The organism is Curtobacterium sp. LFS079, assembly GCF_047977865.1.
Taxonomy (GTDB): Bacteria; Actinomycetota; Actinomycetes; order Actinomycetales; family Micrococcaceae; genus Arthrobacter.
In genome coordinates this window covers 12,074-34,920 of sequence record NZ_JBFPFO010000002.1, presented here as the reverse complement: position 1 = coordinate 34,920, position 22,847 = coordinate 12,074, and the positions used below count along the sequence as shown (strand labels likewise).

General features: G+C 67.0%; 24 protein-coding genes. 12 read left to right on the top strand and 12 right to left on the bottom strand.

Going from position 1 to position 22,847, the window contains the following annotated elements:
- Positions 1 to 49: 49 nt before the first annotated feature.
- Positions 50 to 565 carry a 2'-5' RNA ligase family protein gene (locus ACNQPB_RS03490; RefSeq protein WP_498749148.1) on the top strand — a complete coding sequence of 172 codons (516 nt, stop codon included), beginning with the start codon at positions 50 to 52 and terminating at the stop codon, positions 563 to 565.
- Here the strand turns inward: ACNQPB_RS03490 and pgm are convergent.
- On the bottom strand, positions 562 to 2,214 hold the full coding sequence (gene pgm, locus ACNQPB_RS03485; RefSeq protein WP_498749147.1) for a phosphoglucomutase (alpha-D-glucose-1,6-bisphosphate-dependent): 1,653 nt from the start codon (positions 2,212 to 2,214) through the stop codon (positions 562 to 564). The genes ACNQPB_RS03490 and pgm overlap by 4 nt on opposite strands.
- Positions 2,215 to 2,373: 159 nt before the next feature.
- On the opposite strand from pgm, the gene ACNQPB_RS03480 reads away from it, so the two are divergent.
- Positions 2,374 to 3,036 carry a DUF4190 domain-containing protein gene (locus ACNQPB_RS03480; RefSeq protein WP_498749145.1) on the top strand — a complete coding sequence of 221 codons (663 nt, stop codon included), beginning with the start codon at positions 2,374 to 2,376 and terminating at the stop codon, positions 3,034 to 3,036.
- 76 nt (positions 3,037 to 3,112) lie between these two features.
- Here ACNQPB_RS03480 and ACNQPB_RS03475 read toward each other — a convergent pair whose 3' ends face one another.
- From ACNQPB_RS03475 to ACNQPB_RS03465, 3 genes are all read right to left on the bottom strand, one after another.
- Positions 3,113 to 4,582 (bottom strand): peptide MFS transporter, encoded by a 1,470-nt coding sequence (locus ACNQPB_RS03475; protein ID WP_498749144.1) that lies wholly within the window; start codon positions 4,580 to 4,582, stop codon positions 3,113 to 3,115.
- Between the two features lie 85 nt (positions 4,583 to 4,667).
- Positions 4,668 to 6,092, bottom strand: coding sequence for an amidase (locus ACNQPB_RS03470; RefSeq protein WP_498749142.1), 1,425 nt, complete (start codon positions 6,090 to 6,092; stop codon positions 4,668 to 4,670).
- Positions 6,085 to 6,840 (bottom strand): Type 1 glutamine amidotransferase-like domain-containing protein, encoded by a 756-nt coding sequence (locus ACNQPB_RS03465; protein WP_498749141.1) that lies wholly within the window; start codon positions 6,838 to 6,840, stop codon positions 6,085 to 6,087. The genes ACNQPB_RS03470 and ACNQPB_RS03465 overlap by 8 nt, the downstream gene beginning before the upstream one ends.
- A gap of 125 nt (positions 6,841 to 6,965) precedes the next feature.
- Between ACNQPB_RS03465 and ACNQPB_RS03460 the strand changes: the two genes are divergently transcribed.
- From ACNQPB_RS03460 to ACNQPB_RS03450, 3 genes are all read left to right on the top strand, one after another.
- Positions 6,966 to 7,292 (top strand): rhodanese-like domain-containing protein, encoded by a 327-nt coding sequence (locus ACNQPB_RS03460; protein ID WP_498749139.1) that lies wholly within the window; start codon positions 6,966 to 6,968, stop codon positions 7,290 to 7,292.
- Between the two features lie 41 nt (positions 7,293 to 7,333).
- The gene (gene pheA / locus ACNQPB_RS03455) at positions 7,334 to 8,311 is read left to right on the top strand and encodes a prephenate dehydratase (RefSeq protein ID WP_498749138.1); all 978 of its coding nucleotides are present in this window, start codon (positions 7,334 to 7,336) and stop codon (positions 8,309 to 8,311) included.
- A gap of 103 nt (positions 8,312 to 8,414) precedes the next feature.
- Positions 8,415 to 8,624 carry a hypothetical protein gene (locus tag ACNQPB_RS03450; RefSeq protein ID WP_498749137.1) on the top strand — a complete coding sequence of 70 codons (210 nt, stop codon included), beginning with the start codon at positions 8,415 to 8,417 and terminating at the stop codon, positions 8,622 to 8,624.
- A 56-nt stretch (positions 8,625 to 8,680) separates the two neighbouring features.
- On the opposite strand, the gene ACNQPB_RS03445 is transcribed toward ACNQPB_RS03450, so the two are convergent.
- The gene (locus tag ACNQPB_RS03445; RefSeq protein WP_498749135.1) at positions 8,681 to 9,730 is read right to left on the bottom strand and encodes a diacylglycerol/lipid kinase family protein; all 1,050 of its coding nucleotides are present in this window, start codon (positions 9,728 to 9,730) and stop codon (positions 8,681 to 8,683) included.
- Positions 9,731 to 9,838: 108 nt separating this feature from the next.
- Here ACNQPB_RS03445 and serS point away from each other — a divergent pair, with 108 nt between their 5' ends.
- On the top strand, positions 9,839 to 11,119 hold the full coding sequence (serS, locus tag ACNQPB_RS03440; protein ID WP_498749134.1) for a serine--tRNA ligase: 1,281 nt from the start codon (positions 9,839 to 9,841) through the stop codon (positions 11,117 to 11,119).
- A 99-nt stretch (positions 11,120 to 11,218) separates the two neighbouring features.
- On the top strand, positions 11,219 to 12,064 hold the full coding sequence (locus ACNQPB_RS03435) for an HAD family hydrolase (RefSeq protein WP_498749132.1): 846 nt from the start codon (positions 11,219 to 11,221) through the stop codon (positions 12,062 to 12,064).
- A 45-nt stretch (positions 12,065 to 12,109) separates the two neighbouring features.
- On the opposite strand, the gene ACNQPB_RS03430 is transcribed toward ACNQPB_RS03435, so the two are convergent.
- Entirely contained in the window at positions 12,110 to 12,850 is a 741-nt protein-coding gene (locus ACNQPB_RS03430) for a GAF and ANTAR domain-containing protein (protein ID WP_498749130.1), read from the bottom strand.
- Between the two features lie 143 nt (positions 12,851 to 12,993).
- Between ACNQPB_RS03430 and ACNQPB_RS03425 the strand changes: the two genes are divergently transcribed.
- Complete coding sequence (locus ACNQPB_RS03425; protein ID WP_498749128.1) at positions 12,994 to 13,800, top strand: sigma-70 family RNA polymerase sigma factor; 807 nt, start codon at positions 12,994 to 12,996, stop codon at positions 13,798 to 13,800.
- Between the two features lie 55 nt (positions 13,801 to 13,855).
- On the top strand, positions 13,856 to 14,551 hold the full coding sequence (locus ACNQPB_RS03420; protein WP_498749126.1) for an SDR family oxidoreductase: 696 nt from the start codon (positions 13,856 to 13,858) through the stop codon (positions 14,549 to 14,551).
- A 90-nt stretch (positions 14,552 to 14,641) separates the two neighbouring features.
- Here the strand turns inward: ACNQPB_RS03420 and ACNQPB_RS03415 are convergent, their stop codons facing one another.
- The 6 genes from ACNQPB_RS03415 to ACNQPB_RS03390 form a co-directional block, all read right to left on the bottom strand.
- Entirely contained in the window at positions 14,642 to 15,241 is a 600-nt protein-coding gene (locus tag ACNQPB_RS03415; RefSeq protein ID WP_498749125.1) for a hypothetical protein, read from the bottom strand.
- Positions 15,242 to 15,318: 77 nt separating this feature from the next.
- Positions 15,319 to 15,894, bottom strand: coding sequence for a hypothetical protein (locus ACNQPB_RS03410; RefSeq protein ID WP_498749123.1), 576 nt, complete (start codon positions 15,892 to 15,894; stop codon positions 15,319 to 15,321).
- The gene (locus ACNQPB_RS03405) at positions 15,887 to 16,357 is read right to left on the bottom strand and encodes a hypothetical protein (RefSeq protein WP_498749121.1); all 471 of its coding nucleotides are present in this window, start codon (positions 16,355 to 16,357) and stop codon (positions 15,887 to 15,889) included. The genes ACNQPB_RS03410 and ACNQPB_RS03405 overlap by 8 nt, the downstream gene beginning before the upstream one ends.
- 10 nt (positions 16,358 to 16,367) lie before the next feature.
- Positions 16,368 to 17,174 carry a hypothetical protein gene (locus ACNQPB_RS03400; RefSeq protein WP_498749120.1) on the bottom strand — a complete coding sequence of 269 codons (807 nt, stop codon included), beginning with the start codon at positions 17,172 to 17,174 and terminating at the stop codon, positions 16,368 to 16,370.
- Entirely contained in the window at positions 17,171 to 18,157 is a 987-nt protein-coding gene (locus tag ACNQPB_RS03395; protein ID WP_498749118.1) for a WXG100 family type VII secretion target, read from the bottom strand. Before ACNQPB_RS03395 ends, ACNQPB_RS03400 begins: the two co-directional genes overlap by 4 nt.
- A 212-nt stretch (positions 18,158 to 18,369) precedes the next feature.
- Positions 18,370 to 18,858 (bottom strand): inorganic diphosphatase, encoded by a 489-nt coding sequence (locus ACNQPB_RS03390; protein ID WP_070348382.1) that lies wholly within the window; start codon positions 18,856 to 18,858, stop codon positions 18,370 to 18,372.
- Between the two features lie 315 nt (positions 18,859 to 19,173).
- On the opposite strand from ACNQPB_RS03390, the gene dacB reads away from it, so the two are divergent.
- From dacB to tilS, 3 genes are all read left to right on the top strand, one after another.
- Positions 19,174 to 20,529 (top strand): D-alanyl-D-alanine carboxypeptidase/D-alanyl-D-alanine endopeptidase, encoded by a 1,356-nt coding sequence (dacB, locus tag ACNQPB_RS03385; RefSeq protein WP_498749925.1) that lies wholly within the window; start codon positions 19,174 to 19,176, stop codon positions 20,527 to 20,529.
- Positions 20,530 to 20,586: 57 nt separating this feature from the next.
- A complete protein-coding gene (locus ACNQPB_RS03380) occupies positions 20,587 to 21,720 on the top strand; it encodes a zinc-dependent metalloprotease (protein ID WP_498749116.1) in 1,134 nt (377 codons plus the stop codon).
- Between the two features lie 74 nt (positions 21,721 to 21,794).
- Positions 21,795 to 22,844 (top strand): tRNA lysidine(34) synthetase TilS, encoded by a 1,050-nt coding sequence (gene tilS, locus ACNQPB_RS03375; RefSeq protein ID WP_498749924.1) that lies wholly within the window; start codon positions 21,795 to 21,797, stop codon positions 22,842 to 22,844.
- Positions 22,845 to 22,847: the final 3 nt, after the last annotated feature.

Below are 22,847 nucleotides of genomic sequence, written 5' to 3'. Positions count from 1 at the left end.
CCTGCCTGTTTAACAGCGTTGTTTACCGGCGCGGTGGGAAACTGTCCCTATGCGGAACCTCATCATGGTGGTCTTCACCGAGGAAGTGGCCGAGGGGCTTGTCTTTCCCCGCGATGACTGGCCGCTGCACATCACCCTGCTGAGGTTCGACCTTGAGACTGTGGAACCGGATCCGTCCGCGGACGGAGTTCCCGACGTCGTCCAGCAGCTCGCGGAGCTCGCGGCGGCTCCCGTGGCGGGTGCGCTGGGTGCTGAGCTCACCGTGGGAACCGAGGAGCGCTTCGGGCGCCAAGGCTCCATTCCGGTCAGCCTGGTGGACCACCACCCGCTGCTGCAGGGCCTCCATGAGGAACTGTTCGACGCCGTCGCGGGGTTGGGCGGGAATGTCGCCACACCGCACCACACCCTGGAGGGCTACCGCCCGCACATCTCGCACCACAACGGCAAGCGGCCGCACGAGGGCGACGCCGTCCTGCTGGACCGCGTAGCCCTCGTGGACATGGCACCCGGCGGCAAGCACACCATCCGCCGGATCCTGAAGCTGTGGCGCCTTCCTGGAAGCTAGGCGATGACCCCGTCCACCAGTTTCTTGGCCTCGTCCTGGACCTGCTTGAGGTGCTCGGCGCCCTTGAAGGACTCGGCGTAGATCTTGTAGACGTCCTCGGTGCCCGAGGGGCGTGCGGCGAACCAGGCGTTCTCGGTGACCACCTTCAGGCCGCCGATGGAGGCGCCGTTGCCGGGGGCCTCGGTGAGCTTCGCCGTGATTTCCTCGCCGGCCAGCGTGGTTGCAGTGACGTCCGCGGCGGAGAGCTTGCCCAGCTTGGCCTTCTGCTCGCGGGTGGCGGCAGCGTCGATGCGGGCGTAGACGGGTGAGCCGAACTGGTCGGTGAGGCCCTTGTACAGCTGCGAGGGGGACTTGCCGGTCACGGCGGTGATCTCCGAGGCCAGCAGGGCCAGCAGGATGCCGTCCTTGTCCGTGGTCCACACGCTGCCGTCCAGCTTATTGAAGGATGCGCCGGCAGATTCCTCGCCGCCGAACGCGCCTTCACCGGAGAGCAGGCCGGGCACGAACCACTTGAAGCCCACCGGGACCTCCACGAGCTTGCGGCCGAGGCCGCCGGCCACGCGGTCGATGATTGAGGAGGACACCAGGGTCTTGCCCACCACCGACGCCGGGTTCCAGCCGCTGCGGTTGCGGTACAGGTAGTCGATTGCGACGGCGAGGTAGTGGTTCGGATTCATCAGCCCGCCGTCGGGGGTGACGATGCCGTGGCGGTCGGCGTCGGCGTCGTTCCCGGTGGCGACGTCGTAGCGGGCGTCCCCGGAGGCGACCTTCTGGATCAGGGAGGCCATGGCCGACGGCGAGGAGCAGTCCATGCGGATCTTCTCGTCCCAGTCGAGGGTCATGAATGCCCACTGGGGGTCCACGGTGGGGTTCACCACGGTGAGGTCCAACTGGTGGCGCTCGCCGATTTCGCCCCAGTAGTCCACGGAGGCGCCGCCCATCGGGTCGGCGCCGATGCGCACTCCCGCGCGGCGGATGGCGTCCAGGTCCAGCACGGAGGGAAGGTCGTCCACGTAGCTGCTGAGGAAGTCGAACTTGCCTGTGGTTTCGGCCTTCAGGGCGTCGTTGAGTGGCATCCGCTTGACGCCGCGGAGGCCGTCTTCGAGCAGTTCGTTGGCGCGGTTGGCGATCCACCCGGTGGCGTCGGTGTCGGCCGGGCCGCCGTGCGGCGGGTTGTACTTGAAGCCGCCGTCAGCCGGCGGGTTGTGGCTGGGAGTGACGACGATGCCGTCGGCCTGCGGGGTGCCGGGGGCGGCTTCCCGGTTGTGCTTGAGGATGGCGTGGCTGAGGGCCGGGGTGGGCGTGTAGCCGTGGCGGGCATCGATCAGCACGTTGACGCCGTTCGCGGCGAGGACTTCGAGAGCGGAGTTCTGCGCGGGTTCACTCAGGCCGTGGGTGTCCTTGGCGAGGAAAAGGGGGCCGGTGATGCCCTGCCCTGAACGGTATTCAACGATTGCCTGCGTGATGGCCAGGATGTGGCCCTCATTGAATGACGCCTTCAAGCTTGAGCCACGGTGGCCGGAGGTGCCGAATGCCACGCGTTGTGAAGGATCGCCCAGATCCGGCTTGACGTCGTAGTACGCGTCAAGGAGGGCGGTGAGGTCTACAAGGTCCTGGGGGAGGGCAACTGTGCCCGCACGGCTAGCCATTGCCCCAGCATGCCAGACCGTTTCACACCGCTGAATAGATGTGACCGCGAATCAGCCCCTATGACGGCAGGAGTCACCACAAACGCAAAAGGATTCACCGTCCGTTTACCTGCCTGGCGGCGGTAGGCTGTGCAGAACAGTACTTTCAAGGGGGAACTCATGAGTGAGCAGCCAGCCAAACCGGACGAGACGCCGAAGAACGACACTCCGCAAGGGTACGAGCCGCCGTCGTTCATTCCGCCGGGCCAGCCCGGCCCCGAACAGTACGGTTCGGAGCCGTACGCCGCGCCGCCGGTCTACGGTCAGCAGGAGCCGCCCGTCCCGGAACAGCCCGTCCCGGGCCAGCCGGATTCGGAGCAGTACGGGCAGCCGCCGGCCCAGCCTTACGGCCAGCAGCCCTACGCCGCGCCCCCGGCCTACGGCCAGCAGCCCCAGCCCTATGGCCAGCAACCCTATGGCCAGCCCGCCAGCCCTTACGGCCAGCAGCCTTACGGCCAGGCACAGAGCCAGGCGCAGTATGGCCAGCCCGCCAACCCCTACGGCCAGCCCGCGTACTACGGCGTGCCCGCCGAACCCAAGGGTCTGAGCATTGCCGCCATGATCTGCGGCATCGTCGGCCTGGTGTCGGGCGGCATCCTTGGGCTGCCCTCGATCGCGGCCGTGATCCTGGGCCACCTCGGCCTGAAGAAGGAACCCGCCGGCCGCGGCTTCGCCCTGACCGGCCTCATCACCGGATACATCGGCATCCTGTTCGGCCTGTTGTGGCTGATCTCCCTGGTCGTCCTCCTCACGGCCGCATCGCAGTACCGCTACAACTACTGACAGACGACGACGGCGGCAGGCACTTCGGCGGGAAATCCCGCCAAGGTGCCTGCCGCCGTCGCGGTTAAGGGCTTTGTCAGCGCACGCCGGCCATCAGCTTCTTGATGGCCGGGGTGCCCGCGGCAAGGGCCACGGCCAGGACCACCGCCGCACCGCCTACGCCGACGAAGTACGGCAGTTCGTCCTTCGGGTTGTAAAGGCCTGCGAGGATGCCCGCGAGGGTGGTGCCGAGGGAAACGGACAGGAAGAACAGCGCCACCATCTGGGTGTGGAAGGCCTGCGGGGCGAGCTTGGTGCTTACCGACAGCCCGATGGGGGAGAGGAACAGCTCCGCCAGGGTGAAGAGGAACAGGATGCCCACCAGCGCCAGCAATGGGGTCTTGCCTTCCCGGGCCAGCGGGATAAAGGCCAGGAAGGCCAGCCCCATCACCAGCAGGCCGGCGGCGAACTTCATGGGCGAGCTCGGCTGCTTGTGGCCCAGCTTGGTCCAGAGCGCGGCCATGACGCCGGCGAAGATGATGATGAACACCGGGTTGATGGACTGCACCCATGCGGCCGGCATCTCCCAGCCGAACAGGCTGCGGTCCAGCTTCTCCTCGGAGTACACGGCGATGAACGTAAACTGCTGCTGGAACAGGGCCCAGAACGCCGCGGAGGCAATGTAGAGCGGGATGAAGGCCGCCACGCGGCTGCGTTCCACGGCCGAGACCTTGGGGCTGCGGAAAATCAGCACGAAGTAGATCACCGAGGCACCGATCGCGGCGTACGCCATGGAGCGGGCCAGGTTCTGCGCGTTGACGGTTCCCGTAGCCAGCAGCAGGGCGATGACGACGGCGATGCCCAGGAAGATCAGCCCGTAGCGGTTGCGCCCGGTGGCGGGCAGCGGGTTCGGCACGTGGTGCGCTTCCTGCGGCAGCTTGCTGCGGTTGATCGCGTAGATGCCCAGGCCGATCGCCATGCCGATCGCGGCGGCGCCGAAGCCCCAGTGGAAGCCGTTGCTCTCCTGCAGCCAGCCGGTCACCAGCGGGCCCACGAGGCCGCCGATGTTGACGCCCATGTAGAAGATCGAGAAGCCAGCGTCGCGGCGGTCGTCCTTTTCCTCGTACAGCGTGCCCACCAGCGCGGTGGCGTTCGCCTTCAGGCCGCCGGAGCCGACCGCCACCAGCACGAGGCCGGCGATCAGACCGGGGATGCCAGGCAGCAGGGCCAGGGCCACATGGCCGGCCATGATCAGAAGGGCGGAGCCGAAAAGGACGCGCTCGGAGCCGAAGATCCGGTCAGCCAGCCAGGCGCCCAGGATCGTGGAAAGGTACACGCCGCCGCCGTAGGCGCCCACCAGGCCGGCAGCCAGCGTTTGGTCGATGGCCAGGCCGCCCTGCTCGGCGGTGAAGTACATGTAGTAGAGGAGGATTCCCTGCATTCCGTAGAAGGAGAATCGCTCCCACATCTCCACGGAAAACAGGCTGGCCAACATCTTTGGGTGGCCAAAAAAAGAGGTGTCCGCCGGGGTTTTGGCCGGGGACACCGTATCTAAGGGAGTGCTCATTTACACCATGCTGACACCAAATGGTAGTCAATGTCACATCGTGGACACCCGGGACGGGGCAGACGGGACTGGCCAAAGGTCCCGCTCAGACGGGCAGGACCGGCGTTCCCCGAACTTCCTCCAGCTGTGCCGCGAGCTGCAGGAGCAGCAGTTCCGAGCCCGCCTTGCCGATCAGCTGGACGCCGGTCGGCAGCTCGCCTGGGAGGCCGGTGGGGACGCTGATCGCGGGCAGCCCGCACACATTCACCATGGAGGACCACGGCGCGAATTGGCACTGGCGGCGGTAGTCGTCGTCGGGATCCCCGTCCCAGCGGCCGCCTGTGCCGTTGAACCAGCCCACCGGCCGCGCCGTTTGGGACAACGACGGCGTGAGGATGACGTCCCACTGCCCGTACTGAGTGACCGTGTCCTGGCTGAAGCTGCGCAAGAAGGCCACGGCCTCGGCAACCTTCCGGGCGCTGCGCTGCTGCGCCCGTTTCCGGAACGTCCGGGTGAGGGGCGTCAGGAGGGCCTCGCGCTGGGGCAGGATCCGTGCGCTTCCGACGCCGGCCGTCCAGGCCGCGGTGAACGCGTCCGGGTAGCGGTTGTCGTAGCGGACATCGGTTTCGAAGACGGCGTGGCCGGCGGCTTCGAGGAGCGCGATGCCGCGGTCCAGCCCGGCGAGGGCCACCGTGCTGGTTTCGAACGGAAAGATGCCGCTCCACGGGCTGTCCATGCTGAGCCCGATCCGCAGCCGCGGCGGTTCGCGGTGGACTCCGGCGAGATAGCCGCCGTCGGGCGGCGCGCCTGGAGGAACCAGCGCGTCAAGCATCAGGGCCGCGTCCTCCGCGTTCCGGGCCAGAGGCCCGGCCACCACCAGGCGCGCCGCATCCCCCGGGCTTTCCCCGGCCGGCACCAGGCCGCGTCCCGGTTTCAGGCCCAGGATTCCGCAGGCCGCGGCGGGAATGCGGATGGAACCGCCGCCGTCGCTTCCCGGAGCGAACGGCAAGAACCCGGCCGCCACCGCGGCAGCACTGCCGCCGGACGACCCGCCGGAACTCCGGCTCAAGGCGTGCGGATTGCGCGACGGCGGTGCGATCCGGTTCTCGCTGTAGGCCGTCAGCCCGAACTCGGGAACCTGCGTCTTGCCCAGCGAAATCGCACCGGCGCCCTTGAGCACCATGGCCAGGGCGCCGTCGGCCGGCGCCGGCTTGTGGTCCAGCGCGGCGCTGCCATGCGTGGTCACCACGCCGGCCACATCCGTCAGGTCCTTGAAGGCGAGAGGCAAGCCATGGAGGGGCAGCAGTTCCCCGGGAAGGCGGCCCTCCCGCCGGAGCCGGGCGTGCAGCGTGTCCGCGGTGCCGGCGTCGAGCAGTGCCTGCTCCACCGTGACGGTGACGAAAGCGCCCAGCAGGTGGTTGCGGGCGGCGATCCTCGACAGGAAATGCCCGGCCACCTCGCGGGCGGAAAGGTCCCCTGCGGCGAGGCCGTCCCGCAGAGCCACGGCGCTGAGGTCGTGCAATTCAGCCAAGGAAGCGGGGCTCCAGACGTTCCTCGATGGTCCTGTCCCCGTTGGAACCGTCCCCCAAGGCATCCTCCGCGGCGGTGACCCGGTACGCCGCCCGGTCCCGGACTTCGGCGACCACTTCCACCAGTTCGGTTCCCCGGTACACCAGCCCGACGCCGTCGTCCGTGCAGTGCGTTTCGCCGAGCAGGCCTTCGGCCACCAGCCGGTGGACCATGGGGCGGCGGGCGGGCTCGGAGTCGAAGTGAACCCCGTTCGCGTAGGGAAGCAGGGCCAGGCCGTTGGCGACGGGCCGCAGCTCGGGGCCGAAGGAATCGGTTGTGCCGCCCTGGAACCAGCAGATGGACCCGGCCGAGACGCCGGCCAGGACCACCCCGGCCTCCCACACCCGCCGGATCACCGCATCCAGGCCGTGCGCCCGCCAAACCGCCAGCAGGTTCACCACCGAACCGCCGTGCACCCACACCACGTCCTGTTCCAGCAGGAACGCCTCCGGGTCCTCCTGGTTGGGCATCGTGAAAAGGTTCAGGTGGCTCAGGTCGAAGCCCGCGGTCCGGGCAGCCTGGTCCATCTCTGCGGCGAACCAGCGCTGGTCGCCGGACGCCGTGCCCAGGTGCGCGATCCGCGGCGTCCGGCCGTTTACGCCGGAGAGCTCGACGGCGTAATGCACCAGGCGGTCGAACTCCAGCCGGGTGCGCCGGCCAGGCTTGTAGCCGCCGGAGGTGGCCAGGATGGTGGGTTCTCCGGCGGGCATGACAGGTCTCCTAGGTGTGTTCCGTTGCCTTTCCCGCCCACCCTAGCGCCGGTGAACGGGAGCCGGAAGCGGGCCGGGGTCCCGGGCCTTAAGCTGGAAGGAGTCGAAGAGGAGTGTAAGGACCGATGAGCGATTTCGAAACAATCCCGGCAAGCGAAGTCCCGGAGGGCGCAAGCATCGTGGACGTGCGGGAAGAATACGAGTGGGCGGCCGGCCACGTGGAAGGTGCATTGCACATCCCGCTCGACCAGCTGCCGGAGCGCCTGGAGGAGCTCGACGCCGACGACGACCTGTTCATCATCTGCCGCACCGGGGGCCGTTCCATGCGGGCCGCCCAGTGGCTGGTGAGGCAGGGTTACGCTGCCACGAATGTTGCCGGCGGCATGGACATGTGGTTCGAAGCCGGCCGGCCCATGGTGTCGGACAACGGCCTGAAGCCCGTGGTCCTCTGACGCCCCGCCGCACCCAACACATAACCACTAAGGAATATTCGATGTCGGCATCCGAGCTGCGCTACACCTTCCTGGGCCCGGAGGGCACGTTCACCGAAGCCGCCCTGCTGCAGGTTCCCGGTGCTGCCGAGGCCAGCAGGGTGCCGTGCTCAAGCGTGAACACAGCCTTGGAGCGGGTGCGCCAGGGCGAGGCGGATGCCGCCATGGTGCCGATTGAGAATTCGGTGGAGGGCGGCGTCACGGCGACGCTCGATGCCATTGCCACCGGCTCTGAGCTGCGGATCGTCCGCGAGGCCTTGGTTCCCATCACCTTCGTGCTGGTGGCCCGCCCCGGCGTACGGATCGAGGACATCCGGCGGATCTCCACCCACGGACATGCCTGGGCCCAATGCCGCCTCTGGATCGAGGAAAACATCCCAAACGCGGAATATGTTCCGGGCTCCTCGACGGCCGCTGCCGCCATCGGCCTCCTCGAAGGCGAACCGCACTACGACGCTGCCATCTGCGCGCCGCTCGTGGCCGCCGAACGTCCCGGCCTGAACATCCTGGCCGACAACATCGGAGACAACCCCGGTGCGGTGACCCGCTTCGTGCTCGTGAGCCGCCCGGGTCCGCTCACCCCGCGCACCGGCGCTGACAAGACCTCCGTGGTTGTTCCCCTGCCCGAGGATCGTCCCGGTGCCCTGATGGAGATCCTGGACCAGTTCGCGTCCAGGGGCGTGAACCTGAGCCGCATCGAATCCCGGCCCACCGGCCAGTACCTGGGGCACTACTTCTTCAGCATCGACGCCGACGGCCACGCCGAAGACGCGCGTGTGGCAGACGCCCTGGCCGGGCTGCACCGGATCAGCCCGGCAACCCGTTTCCTGGGCTCCTATGCCAGGGCCGACCAGGAGAAGACGTCCGTTGTTCCGCACACTTCGGACGCGGCCTTTGCTGCCGCCCACGCCTGGGTGAACGGCATTCTGGCGGGTGCGCCCGGCGTCGTTCCCGGCGCGGAGGCGACGCCGGTCATTTGACCGGACATCTGACCAGGCGGCCCCCTACCGCCGGGTAAGAACAGTGCGTATGCTTGCCTGATCCATAACGGATGGACCATGCCCCAAACGGAGGGAGCGGGCCATGACAGACAAAAGCAGCGACGCCGGTGGCCAGGGAATGATCGTCAACCCGAAGCCGACCACGGAGAACCAGGACTGGGACGGGGACGACGCCGACCGGGCTGACCGCCTTCGCTTTGAAGAAGAGCAGGCAATGATCCGCGAGCAGTCGGAGGCCCGCGCGGCGGCAAAAGCCGCGGCCGAGGCGAAGGCCCGGAAGGACGCAAGCTAAGCGTCGTCCCGAGGGCCCCGACGCGAGCTTGCGAGTGTTGGGAAGGGACCCACGCGCTAGCGGACGCGCACCAGCAATGACCGCGCTTCCACCCTGACGGTGACCTCCGTCGCCACGCCGGCGGGGTCGCCGTCAAGCTGTGTGGCCATCGGCTCCGAGCTGCGGATCACCACCTTGCCTGAACGGTAGAAATTCATCACCGGCAGGTTCCTGTTGTGCTTGAAAAGCACTTTTGCGTACATGGCAAGCCAGCCGATCGCGCTGCGCGGGCTCATGACCACCACGTCCAGCATGCCGTCGTCGATCATGGCCCCGGGGATGAAGTCGATGCCGCCCGGGATCAGGCCGCAATTGGCGAACAACACGCTGCGGATTTTCCGGGACTGTTCGGGTTCGCCGTCAAGGGAGATGCTGACGCGCTTCCGCCGGCCTGGCAGGTGCCGCACCCCGGCCTCGGTATATGCGAGCCAGCCCACGGCCTTTTTCAGGCCCGCGTTGGTGTCGCCTACCACCTCGGCGTCCAGGCCCATGCCCGCGATGACAAGGAAAACGTGTTCGGAGGATTCGCCGGTGCGGCTGTTGGTGATGCCCATCCGGGCGGTGTCGATGTAGCGCTGATGGCCGAACAACGCTGTGTGGATGCTGCCGCGGAGGTCGCTGACGTCCAGGTCGATGTTGCGCGCCAGCAGGTTGCCTGTCCCCAGCGGAACCAGTCCCATCGGGGTGGCGGTTCCCGCGAGGGCCTCGGCCACCACCCGCACGGTGCCGTCGCCGCCGCCCACCAGGACGACGTCGGCGCCGTAGTCCAGCGCCGCGCGCGCCTGTGCATGGCCGGGGTCGTCCGCGGTGGTTTCGTAGAAAACGGGCTCGTCCCAACCGGCCAGCTGGCAGGCATCCAGGATCTCCCGGCGGGCATCCTCCGAATGGCCTTTCACCGGGTTGAGCACCACGGCCACCCGCTGTGCGCCGGGCATCGGCCGGTGTGATTCGCCGCGGACCGCGCTCCTGCTGTGCCTGGCCTTGAGCCGGCGCACACCCCACCAGCTGGAGACCAGGAAAACCAGCATGCCCCCAGCGAGAACCGCGTAAAGGATCCAGTCGCCCATGATCCTCCAAGATTATCCCGGCGCGCAGCTCTCCCGGACCGTCCGGGCAATTCGACCAGCACAGCGCAATGACCGCGGGGGGTGCCCGCTATTCGATACCCTTGTCAGGTGATCGACGTAAAAGACCTCAGCGAAAACCCGGACAAGTTCCGTGCCAGCCAGCACGCCCGCGGAGCGGACGAGTCCCTGGTGGATGCGATCGTCGCCGCCGACGCCGAACGCCGCGCCGCGCTGATCCATTTCGAGACGCTGCGCGCCGAGCAGAACGCCTTCGGCAAGAAGGTCGCCCAGGCCAAGGGTGAGGAAAAGCAGGCCCTGCTGGCCGAGGTCAAGGAACTCGCCAACGCCGTGAAGGCTGCCTCGGCCGATGCCGACGCCGCCCAGGCCAAGCACGACGAACTCCTGCGCATCATCCCCAACCTCATCATCGACGGCGTGCCCGAAGGCGGCGAGGACGATTTCGTGGTGGTCAAGACCGTCGGCACCCCCCGCGAATTCCCGGACTTCGAGCCGAAGGACCACCTGGAAATCGGCGAACTCATCGGCGCGATCGACATGGAACGCGGCGCTAAGGTTTCCGGTGCGCGCTTCTACTTCCTGCGCGGCGTGGGTGCCCGCCTCGAGATGGCCCTGCTGCAGATGGCCATGGACCAGGCGATCGAGGCCGGCTTCGTCCCGATGATCACCCCCACGCTGGTGCGTCCGGAGACTATGCAGGGCACCGGTTTCGATGTAAAGCACGACGCCGAGATCTACCGTCTCGCCGAAGACGACCTTTACCTTGTGGGCACCTCCGAGGTGGCCCTGGCCGGCTACCACGCGGACGAGATCCTGGACCTCTCCGGCGGCCCGATCCGCTACGCCGGCCAGAGCTCCTGCTACCGCCGCGAGGCCGGTTCGCACGGCAAGGACACCCGCGGCATCATCCGCGTCCACCAGTTCAACAAGGTGGAGATGTTCATCTACACCACGGTGGAAGAGGCCGAGGCGGAGCACGAGCGCCTCCTCGCCTGGGAGGAGGAAATGCTGGCCAAGTGCGAGCTGCCCTACCGCGTGATCGACACCGCCGCCGGCGACCTCGGCATGTCCGCGGCCCGCAAGTTCGACTGCGAAGCCTGGGTTCCGACGCAGCAGGCCTACCGCGAGCTCACCTCGACCTCCAACTGCACCACCTTCCAGGCGCGCCGCCTGAACGTGCGTGAACGGGCCTTCGGCGAGGACGGCACCCCCAAGGGCACCCGCTCGGTCGCAACCTTGAACGGCACCCTGGCCACCACCCGCTGGATCGTCGCCATCCTGGAGCACCACCAGAATCCGGACGGCTCCGTCAACGTCCCCAAGGCCCTGCAGAAGTACCTGGGCGGACTGGAAGTCCTCCCGGTTCTGTAAGGCCGGGGGCCAGCAGCCCCCAAGTCTTCACGGCGAATTCACCCGCTGCTGTGGTGCCGGTCCTAGTGGCTGTCAGGGGGCTCTGCAACACTAAGGACCATGACTACATTGACTGATTCTCCAGTCGCTGGCATCGATGACCAGCGGAATGCAAACCACAAGCTCATGATCGCCCTGGACGTTGACGGCACCCTGGTGGACCACGACGGCCACATGTCGCCCGGCGTCCGCGAGGCCGCACGGGGCGTGGTCGCGCAAGGCCACGACGTCCTCATCGCCACCGGCCGTTCCCTGAACGCCACCCTGCCCGTGATCGAACAGATCGGGCTGGAACGCGGCTACGCGGTGTGCTGCAACGGCGGCGTGACCCTGCGCCTGGACCCGGCCCTGGACGCGGGCTACGAGATCATCCACAAAGCCACTTTCGACCCCGCGCCCGCCCTCAAGGCCCTGCGTGACCGGCTTCCCTCCGCCAAGTACGCCCTGGAGGACGAGGAAGGAAACTTCCTCTCGACCGAACGCTTCCAGGACGCCAGCTTCGGCGTCGAAGCCGTCGGGGTGGACTTCCAGACCATGCTGGATGCGACGGCGGTGCGCGTCGTCGTCTTCAGCAGCGAGAACACCCCCGAAGAGTTCTCCACCGCCATCCGGCAGATCGGGCTCGCCGGCGTCACTTACTCCGTGGGCTGGACCGCCTGGCTGGACATTGCGGCCGCCGGGGTCACCAAGGCCAGCGCCCTGGAGCAGCTGCGCCGGCGGCTCGGCACCCACCGCAGCCATACGCTGGCTGTCGGTGACGGGCGCAACGACATCGAGATGCTCGAATGGGCCGGCCGCGGCGTGGCCATGGGCCAGGCACCGGAGGAAGTGATCGCCGCCGCGGATGAGGTCACCGCGTCGGTGTACGACGACGGCGCCGCCAAGGTCCTGCGCAGCCTTTTGTAAGTGCCGCCCGGCTCCGCCGGACCCGCTAAAGCGGCCCGAACCGGGCTACGTGAAATGCGTGGCGATGGGGCCGCCGCCAGCCGCGTCAACGATGGCCTGGGCCACGTCCCGCAGCTTGACGTTCCGGTTGCTTGAAGCCTTCTTGATGATTTCCATGGCTTCAGCCTGGCTGCAGCGATTCTGGGCGATGATGATGCCGGCCGCGACATCGATGACCGTCCTGGACGTCATCGCGGCCCGAAGATTTGCCGTCGTTTGGCTGTGCTGCGCAAGGAGGACGGCCAGGTGCAGTCCCTTGGACGCCTGTTGCACGTAGTCGCTTGCCCGTTGCACCGCTGCCTGGTCGAAGCCATGCACGGTTTCGGAGTAGAGGTTCAGGCCGGCCTTTGCGGTGTCGTCAGGAAGTTGGAACGGCAGGGCCAACACCGAGCGGATGCCGTTCGCGGCGGCTACTTCAGTGTAATCGGGCCAGGTATCGTCCCTTTCGAGATCGGGGATGTGGATCTGCATTCCCGTCCGGGCAGCGGTGAGGCAGGGACCTTCTGCGAACTGATATTGCAGTTCATCGAGCAGCCGTGCGCGGTCGTCACTGCTGGCCACGGTGGTGGCAGAGCGATGGCGAAGCAGGGTGACCCCGCAGAAGACCCGGGCACCGGGGGAACTGAGCATGGCTGCCGAGTGGCGCGCCAGCTCAGTAAGGAAGGCCTCGACGTCGGGGGTATCGAGAAGCAGATCCTGGATGTCCGCGGCGACAAGCTGCGCATCGCTTGCTTGCTGGTCTTCCATGTGGATCTCCGATCCCGCGTGGGGGTTACTCTTCGAGACTAGGCTTGGACAACAGTTGAAAGCCGTTGATAAGTATGCTTTTCTTTTAGGGAGTCTTGCAACCGGCTCGCCCTTCTTACGCATATGCCTAAGGGTGAACCCAAGTGCCGCAAGCCCAGTCATTGTCTTACCCCGAAAGTACCATCAGGCAGAGCTTCCGGGATGGTTTGGTGTTGGCCCACCTGAGTCTTGCGAAGTCCATCGCCTCCAGGTATTCAGCCAGCGCCCATGACCTCGAAGATATACGCCAGGTCGCATACATGGGTTTGATCAAGGCGGCGCGCGGCTATGACGAATCCAAAGGCGTCAGCTTCCCGGCATATGCCGTTCCAACGATGGTGGGCGAGGTGAAGAAGTACCTCCGGGACCACTCCTGGGTGGTGCGGCCACCGCGTCCCGTCCAGGACATGCGGCGCCAAGTGCTGGCCCGGGCTGAAGAGATGACGCAGTCCTTGCAGCGCTCCCCATCGCCGGAGGAAGTGGCGGCTGACCTGCGCCTGGATCCTTGCCAGGTGCGCGAAGCCTTGCTGGCCGGCACCAGCAAGCGGCCCGACTCGCTGGACGCCCCGGCGGCAGAAGACCGGATTGGCCTCCAAGGTTTGTTGTCCGGCGCCGGCGGTCCCAGTGACCGCCTTGAGGATGTCCTTGCCCTGCGCACTGCGATCCGGAGCCTCCCGGCCGAGGACCGCCGTCTGCTGTACAGGCGTTACTACGGGGAAGAAACCCAGTCCGCTATCGCCGGGACGTTGGGGACGTCCCAGGTGCAGGTCTCCCGGAAGCTCGCCAGGATTCTGCTTGCCCTCCAAGCCCAACTGCTCGACGACGATGCCCACCTCCACGACCGGCCCGCGGTTCAGGCCCGGGTGCTTCAGCCCAGGGGCACGAAACCTTCCCGCCGTCGCGATGTTTAGCGCGATGCGAAGTGGGGAACGTTGCGGGTACGACCGGAACGTAGAAAGGAACACTGTGAAGAAGCAACTACCCGGCCGCGTCATCGTAACCGGGGGCGGCTCCGGCCTCGGAGCCGCGATCGTCGAGGTCATCCTCGACGCCGGCGGGACACCCTTCGTTTTCGACCGCGATGTCAGCAAGGTGTCCGGCGTGAAGTCGTTGCAGGTGGACGTCTCCAACCGGGATGCCGTGGAACGAGCGGTCAACGAAGCAGCCGAAAGCCTCGGCGGCATCGACGGTGTGGTGACCGCGGCCGGCATCGACACCAGAGGCAAACTCGAGGACGTCCCCGCTGACGAATGGGAACAGGTCATTGGCGTAAACCTCCTGGGCACTGTTTCCGTAGTGCGCGCCGCGCTGCCGTACCTCAAGGAATCCCGTGGCCGTGCCATCACCATCGCGTCCACGCTTGGTCTACGTGCCTTGCCGGAAGCCACGGCGTACTGCGCATCAAAATTCGGCGTGATCGGTTTCAGCCGCGCACTGGCCGCGGAAACCGGGGGAATCATCGGCGTCACCACCGTCATCCCGGGCGGCATGAAGGCCCACGTCTTTGACGACCGCGATGACCAATACAAGCCGCCGGGCGAGGCCAATCTCAACGATCCCGAAAACGTGGCACACGCAGTGGTGTTCGCGCTGTCCCAGCCGATCGGCAGCGAGGTGCGTGAACTGGTTATCTGTCCCGCAGAAGAAGGCTCGTGGCCGTAGGCACGCCCGGAACCACGTCAGCCACGGCGACGCCCCCGCACATTGGGGGCGAGGGCGCCGCTGTGGCTGGTGTCAGACCTTACTCAAGGATCAGCGCACCTCAAGGATCAGCGACAGCAGCCTCGCAGCAGCCGGCCGGGCCGCGTGTTCCTCGTTCCATTGGGCGCGGGCCAACGCCTTGCTGACTGCCTGCGTAGTGATGCCGAGCTCTTCGGACACGGCTTTCTGCTGGCCCCGGACGCCCGGAGTCAGGAGATCCAGCACCCGCCACTCGGCGGCCGTGCGGTGCTGCACGATGTGTCCCAGCAGGCGCAGCACGGCCTCGGATTCGGCCGCCAAGGCGGCCACGGGGCCCTCGACCGCCACGGTCACCCTGTCCTTGCCGCTGCGTAGCCGGTCGACAGCGCGCCGCGCGTAGACCAGGCCATGCCCGGAGGCGTCCTTTATCTGGTTGGGCAGCGGCTCGTTCACTGGTCCGACGCCGATCCCCACGTACCAGTGTCCGCCGCGGAGGGCGATTAACGCCGTCTCCACCGCTTGGTGCGGGCAGTCCACGATTCCCTGGACTTCGTCCTCCACGGAGCGATCGAAGTCCAGCCGCGCGGGAATGTGCCGCAGGTCCTTCAGGAGCTGGGGCACGAGGTCGCCGTCCTTGCGGCTGTCGCGTTGGTTGATGGTCAGCGTGAACATGTGGATCACAGCCTACCGGCAGGTATCTACGCGGCAAACGCGATGAAACACAGGTACTTGCAGCCGCCAAACCATGTTCAGCTTCGGCGTGCGTCGGCTTCCAGGCGCGGCGGTATGCCTCGAGCGATTCCGGAGCGGAGATCCACCGCCCTGTAGCTCGAATCGAAGGAATCACCGCCGCCGCTCAGTGCTGACGCGATTGCCAGGACAGCAAAGACGGGGAAGAAGGACCAGGCGATGGCCCGCCAGCCACCCCGCCAAGGGCCGGCCTGGCTTCCATCGACGGTCTTTAGCGAACGCATTCCGGCAGCACGGTCGCCCCAAGTCCCGATGGATCCCCAGATCATGCCGTAGCCGTACAAGCCGAGGAACCACAGCACGCCCAACAGTGAGTAAAGGAAGGCGTCGTTGTAGCCCAGATCCATCAGCGCCAGGCTGTTCCGCATGGCTCCGCGGATCGCGAACACAAGCAGCGCCAGCGCGCCAAACGCCCCAAGGTACACGCCGCCGTCGAGCACCCGGCCCCAGAAATGCCGCGCTCCGCTTACCTCGACGTAGTAGCCGCCACCGGCTGTGAATTGACGCACCGGCCTGCCGCTCACGGCGTCGACGTGCCGGTGGCCGGTTGGCGTTTCGCCAGCCCGCTCAGCCACGGAGCGCTTGGGTAGCAGTCAGGTCAATGTGGCGGTGGTAGATCCGTTCGCGCTTGGAAGTCCCGGACGTTCCCGCGCCGCCCGAGGCAATGATCCCGAACAACATGACGATGATGAGGACGTAGTGCTGGAAGGACACCCAAGCCATGCGGAACGGACCGGGCCATCCGCCGTCGGAATTCCGCACGAACGCGCTTCCGGCCGCCAGGCAGCCCAGGGTGCGCCCGGTGAAGAACAGGAAACCGTAGGCGGCCGAACCGAAGAACCAGGTTGCCAAGGCCGCCAGAATGGGCTGCCACTCCGAATAGCTGGTGCGGCTGCTGATGAAGTAGGCCAAGGTTGCCGCGCCGCCGATCACGGCGATATCCACGCCGAAGGCGCCCAGCACCTTGCCGGTGCCGGCCAGCACTACCGTGGTGCCGTTTCGGAGAGTCGCAGTTTCCCGCCTGGGGGTTTCAGTCACGGGCATGGGATCAGGCACCGGGTCCATCAACGACGGCTGTTACCTTGGCCAGGGCCGTGGCTTGGCTGGTTTGGGCAACCAGCAGCCTGGTCTCGCCGTCCACGTTCGTGGCTTCCAGCCCGTGCAGGGCGTCGGGTGAGGTGTAGATGGTGTAGTGGTCAGCGTCGTCCTTGCCTGCGCCGATGGCGGTGATGATGGTGACGCCACGGACGTCGGCGAGCTCACGGGCAGCTTTGGCCTCGAACTGCTCGGCATTCAAGGTTTCCGCCGGGCCGTCAGCGGATTCGATTCCCGCGGCATTGGCCAACTCCATGACGACGCCGGCCACATCTTCCTGCCGGCAGAGGCTGAAACTGTGGCTGCCGGCGCTGTCGACGATTTCCTGGAGGGCCACGCCGTCGTGCAAGTAGCTGTAGAGCCAGACTTTCTCGTTCCCGCCCTTGGTCAGTTCCGCGATCACAACCCGCTGGCTGAGCCGGCGCAGCGCCATGATGCCCCGGATGGCCTCGATGGCGCCGATCCGCGTGGGTTCGCTCTCGCCTTCCAAGGTCACGGGGTACACGAAACCCTTGGTGAGCAAGGTCCGCAGGGCAACATTGCAGATCAGTTCAAGCTGCTCGCGAGGGTGTGAGTTCAACCAGGGGAGGGCCACTGCCTGCGGGTGGTTGATGCCGTCAATGGCAACGATTTCCTCGTCCGTCAGGGTCGGCAGGGTGTAGTCCGGGCTGTCCACCTTGGCAAGGAGAGCCAAGGCGGCGTCGGTATCGTCCTTCGTGAAGGTGATCTCCGGTGTGGGGGTTTGGGCTTCTGTGCTCATCCGAGCAGTCCTCCGAGACTCTTGACGGGATTGGACAGGAACTTCCTGGCACCGTCCACGGTGTCGCTGACAGCATCCTTCACGCCGCTGGCAATCTCCTTGGTGCCGTTCCAGACGTCGCCGGCACGGTCGCTGATCCAACGGCCGGTGGCCTTGCCCCATTCGCTGTCTGCGATCATGTTGCCAAGGGCCCAGCCGCCGGCGATCAGGCCGGCCCCAACCACGATACCGATACCCACTGGATTGGTGAGCAGGCCCGCGGCCATGGCAAGGCTGCCAACGCCGCCGACCACGCTTAGGCCACCGGCGACCCTGTCGCCCACGCCGCGCCAGCCATCGTGGCCGGGATTGAACATGTCGTGGACGCCCGTGAAGACTGCAAAAGGCGCCAGGGCGGGGCCGGCGAAACGCCCCCATTTGCCGAAAAGGTCTCCCGCCTTGCCGAATTTGGCAAGGAGCCCTTCCGCCTTGGTGAAGTTCACGAAGTCGTCTGCCCAGCTGAAGGCCTTAAGGTTTCGCAGGCTGCCGGTGAAGTCGAGGATCTTCTTGGTGGAAAGGTACTGCTTCCAGTCCTTGATGACATCAATGCCGTCTTTGATCTTCAGGCCAAATCCAAGGAGGTTCTTGCCCCAGTCCAACAGGGTGCTTCCCGGGCTTCCGTCCGACCCTCCTGAACCGCCCGGCCCGCCGCTGCCGGAGATGCTCCCGGTGCTTCCTTCGCTTGTCTTTTCCTGCTGGTCCGCGTTGGCCTTGAGGTCCTTCGAGCCCTTCTCCAGCATTCGGGCCACTGCCATGAGGCTTTGCCGGTGGGAGCCGTTCCACTCCTGCTTGAACTGTTGGGCGTCGCTGCCCTTCCACGACGAATTCTCGTTGACGAGCCGGGTCAGGTTCTGGCCCTGCGATTGGAGCGTCTGGGACGCCCGTTGAAAATCCTTGGCCAGTGACCGCAGCTGCGCGACATCGGCTCCATAGAATCCCGCCATCCGGATCCCCCTTCTCCGTGGTTTTTGTCAGTTCCGCCCAGCCTATGGACCGACCCGTCGGCGCGTCGATGGGGATCCCTCCCCATAGGGAGAGCGCCCTTACCGCACGGCTTAAACAGCGACGGCGGCAGTCCAGGTTCACATGGAACCCGGCCTGCCGCCGTCGTGCAAGTCAATGGACCTGCAAGTCAACGGACCTGCACGTCAAAGCGTCAGTGGCCCTCAGCCTCGAAGCGCTTGATGGAGGCTTCCAGCTCGGCCTCGGCGGCTGCGCGGTCGGCCCAGCCTTCGGCCTTGACCCACTTGCCCGGCTCGAGGTCCTTGTAGCGGGTGAAGAAGTGCTCGATTTCCTTGATGAGGAATTCGCTGACGTCCGAGACTTCCTGGATGTGGTCGAAGCGCGGGTCCGCGGGAACGCAGAGGACCTTGGCGTCTCCGCCGCCGTCGTCGGTCATGTTGAAGACGCCGATCGGGCGGGCCTCGACGATCACGCCGGGGTGCAGGTCGAAGTCCTGCAGGAGCACCAGGGCGTCCAGCGGGTCGCCGTCCTCGCCAAGCGTGTTCTCGAAGAAACCGTAGTGGGTGGGGTACTGCATGGACGTGAACAGGATGCGGTCCAGGCGGACGCGGCCGGTCTCGTGGTCAACTTCGTACTTGACGCGCGATCCCTTCGGGATCTCGATGGTGACGTCATGCTTCATGGAATGCTCCTTGACGGTATTGGCGTGGGCACGGCGAAAGAACAGCCGGTGCAGCCGACTACTATTGAGGATATAGCGAGAGGTCCACGTTTCTTGAACCGGGGGACATCCAGGACGTTAAGGACCACAAGCCACATGAAGGGCCACAATCAGGCTGCCCTGCCGGAAGCCCGGGGGAATGACCAGGCGAATCCGGCCACACCGGGCCCGGACAAGCCGCCGAGCAAGCTGCCCAAAAAACCGCGCTGGCGCCGCTCCATCCGCGGATTGCAGTGGCTGGCACTCGCGGTTGCGCTTGCCGCGCTCGCCGTTCCGATGACACTCAACCTCGCGCCCGCGTTCATCGCGCCACAGGCGGCACCCGCGCCACCGCTTCCGTCCTGGCAGCGCACGCCGGAACAGCTCTCCACCTCCGGGGGCGTCCAACCGCTCGACCCTGCCGCGCCCCTTCCCTTGCCTGCCAAACTCGCCGGGCAGCTGGACGCCGCCCTGAAGCCCGACGGCGGTGGCAACTTCACCGCCGTGGTTCAGGATGCGCTGAGCGGGAACGTCCTTTACGAGCGCGACGGCGGCAAGAACCGGGTGCCCGCGTCCAACATGAAGCTGCTCACCGCCGTCGCGGCCCTGCGGTCCGTCGGCCCCGAGACCCGTTTCAGCACCCAGGTGCTGGCGGGCGCGAAGCCCTCCACGGTGGTCCTGCGCGGCGGCGGGGACGTGCTGCTGGCCGCAGGCCCGTCCGCGCCCGATGAGGTCATGGGCCGGGCTGGACTGGAAACCCTTGCCGCGGATACCGCCACGGCACTGGCGAAGCAGGGCTTCAAGGGACCGCTGTCCGTGCAACTGGACGACTCCCTGTTCACGGGTCAGGCGCTCAACCCCGCCTGGAGCCCCGAAGACGTCGACGCCGGTGAAACCGCCCCCTTGTTCCCGCTGGCAATGAACGGCGGCCGGGACGCTCCGGGTGCCGTCGGCGGACCCCGGCCGAAGGACGCCGCGCTTGACGCCGCGCAACTTTTCACCGCCAAGCTCAAAGCAGCCGGCGCCCCTGCGGGCATCACGGTCAAGCCAGCCGTCGTACGGGCCAAGGCGCCGGCCGACGCCGAGGTGCTGGCCGCCGTCGAATCCGCCACCGTCCGCCAGCAGGTGGACCTCATGCTGGAGACTTCGGACAACTACCTCGCCGAGGTGCTGGGCCGCATGGCCTCGCATGCTTCCGGCGGACCGGCATCCAACGACGGCGCCACCGCAGCCGTGCGGGCGCAGCTCGGCCAGCTGGGGATCGACACCGCCTCGATGCGGCTCTCCGACGTGTCCGGGCTGTCGCTGGCGAACCAGGTGACTACGCGGCAGTTCGCCGAGGTGGTCCGGGCGATCACCTCGGGTCCGGATACCCGGCTCCGGGCTGCGCTCGCGGGATTCCCGGTGGCCGGCCTGACCGGAACCCTGGATGACCGCTATGTCGACGCGAGCACCGCCGGCGGGGCCGGACTGGTGCGGGCAAAGACGGGCACGCTGAACTCAGTCATCGCCCTGAGCGGCTACGTGGTGGACGCTGACGGCAGGCTCCTGGTGTTCTCCTTCATCGGGAACGGGCTCACCCCCGGTGCCGCGGGCAACAAGGTCGCGCTCGACCGGGCTGCATCCGCGCTGGCATCCTGCGGCTGCCGCTGAAACCGTCCCTCCGCGTGCAGCGAACTTAAGGGACGGCTGTCAGGGGACTGTGTTCTGATGGGAAGCATGGAGTCCCAGCAGCAAGCCAATCCATCAAATACAGCGCCATCACTGATCAACTGGGAGCTCGCCGCGTCAACGGCGGCACGGCTCGCTCCGTCCGGCCCGGTCATGAGCCGCTCGGAGATCGGCCTCGCAGTCAACAGCCTGCGCCGCAGCGCGGAAATCTCGGTGCCGTATGTCCACGAGATCACCGGGCTCGAAGCCGCGCGGGACCTTCGCGACTCCCACGTCCTGGTGGTGGACCGCGCCTCCTGGTCCAAGGCAAATACACAGAGCTTCGCCGTGATGCTCCAGCCCGCCCTGCAGCAGATGCTCGACTCCCACCGCGGCGTCACCCTGAGCCCCGCCGCGGCGGCCACCAGCGGCGCGATTACCGGAAGCCAGCTCGGCGCCGTCCTTGCCTTCCTGTCCAGCAAGGTCCTGGGCCAGTACGATCCTTTCGCCGCGCTCGCCCCGGAGTCCAAGACGCCGCCGGGCGGCCGCCTGCTCCTTGTTGCGCCGAATATCGTCTCCGTGGAGCGCGAACTCAACGTCGACCCCGACGACTTCCGGCTGTGGGTCTGCCTGCACGAACAGACGCACCGGGTGCAGTTCGCCGCCGCGCCCTGGCTGCGCCACCACATGCTCGAGGAAATCGAAAAGCTGAGCAGCAACCTGCTGGGCAACGTCGATTCGCTGATGGAGCGCGCAAGCGCCGCAGCCCGTTCCCTGCGCGACCGTTCCGGTCCCGGGGACGTCCCTCGCCGCGGAGCCATCCTCGACCTGCTGCAGAACCCCGAGGAGAAGGCGTCCCTTTCCCACCTCACGGCAGTCATGAGCCTGCTGGAAGGCCACGCCAATGTGGTGATGGATGCCGTGGACTCCTCACTGGTTCCGTCCGTGAAGACCATCCGGCAGCGCTTCAACGCCCGCGGCAAGGACCGGGGCGTGATCGAGAAGTTCATCCGGAACCTGTTGGGCCTGGACGCCAAGATGCGCCAGTACAGCGACGGCGCCAAGTTCGTCCGTGCTGTGGTGGCCGTAGCGGGGATGGAGGGACTCAACCGGGTCTGGGAATCCGCCGAACACCTTCCCACAGAAGAGGAAATCCACGACGCCAAGCTGTGGCTTGAGCGGATGGGTCTGTGACTGCAGACAGGACACCAAGCGGCCGACGGCGGCCCGGCAGGCTCGCGCCGATCGTCGGCAAGGCGCGCAACCACCTGCGGGACGCGCTGGCGGCGGCCGGTTACCCGGAGCGGGTGCTCGTTGCCTGCAGCGGCGGCCCCGATTCCCTGGCTCTGGCCTCGGTGGCGGCGTACTTCGCCCGGCGCGGCAACGTGGACGGGCACCCGGTGTCCGTCGCGGCCGTCGTCGTGGACCATCAGCTGCAGGCGGGTTCGGCCGGGGTTGCCGCCGAAACCGTCGCTGTCCTGGAGGAGCTGGGACTGTCGCCGGTCCAGTTGCGTGCGGTGAAGGTGGCCGCCACCGGGTTCGGGCCCGAGGCAGCCGCACGCGATGCCCGGCACTCGGCCCTCGAAGCTGCCGCAGAAGAACTCGGCTGCGGCGCCATCCTGCTCGGCCATACCCTCGACGACCAGGCCGAACAGGTGCTCCTGGGTCTGGCCCGCGGTTCCGGCACCCGCTCCCTGGCCGGGATGAGGCCCGTGCGCGGCAGGCTCCTTCGCCCCTTCCTGGGCCTGCGCCGCGAAGAGACCCTTGAAATCTGTGCGGTCGAAGGGCTGGTTCCCTGGCACGACCCGCACAACACGGACCCAGCCTTCGCGCGCTCGCGGACCCGGGCGGAAGTGATGCCGGTGCTGGAGGAAAAGCTCGGGCCCGGCGTTGCCGAATCCCTCGCCCGCACCGCGGCGATCCTGCAGCAGGATGCTGATTTCCTCGAGGACCTCGCCGCAGAACACTACGCCGGGCTCGTGCACCGCGCGGACGACGGCGTCTGGCTCCCGGAAGCCGCGGTCAGGGAACTGCCGGCGGCGCTCAGGTTCCGGGTGATCGCCAAGGCAGCGGCCGACGTCGGGGGCCAGCAACCCGGGTACGGCCGCCTTCAGGCTGCCGAGGCGCTGCTACGGAGGCAGGGTTCGGCAGGTCCGGTCCAGCTGCCCGGCAACGTCAGCGTGTACCGGCTTTCGCTCGCCGGCCTGGCGGAGGAAAAACTGGCACGGGCGCAGCAGTCCGGGCAGCCTGACGTTCCCCGCGAGGGGGATGCCTGTGGGAAGCTTGTATTCCGGCATCACAAACCGCCCCAACACTAGCCG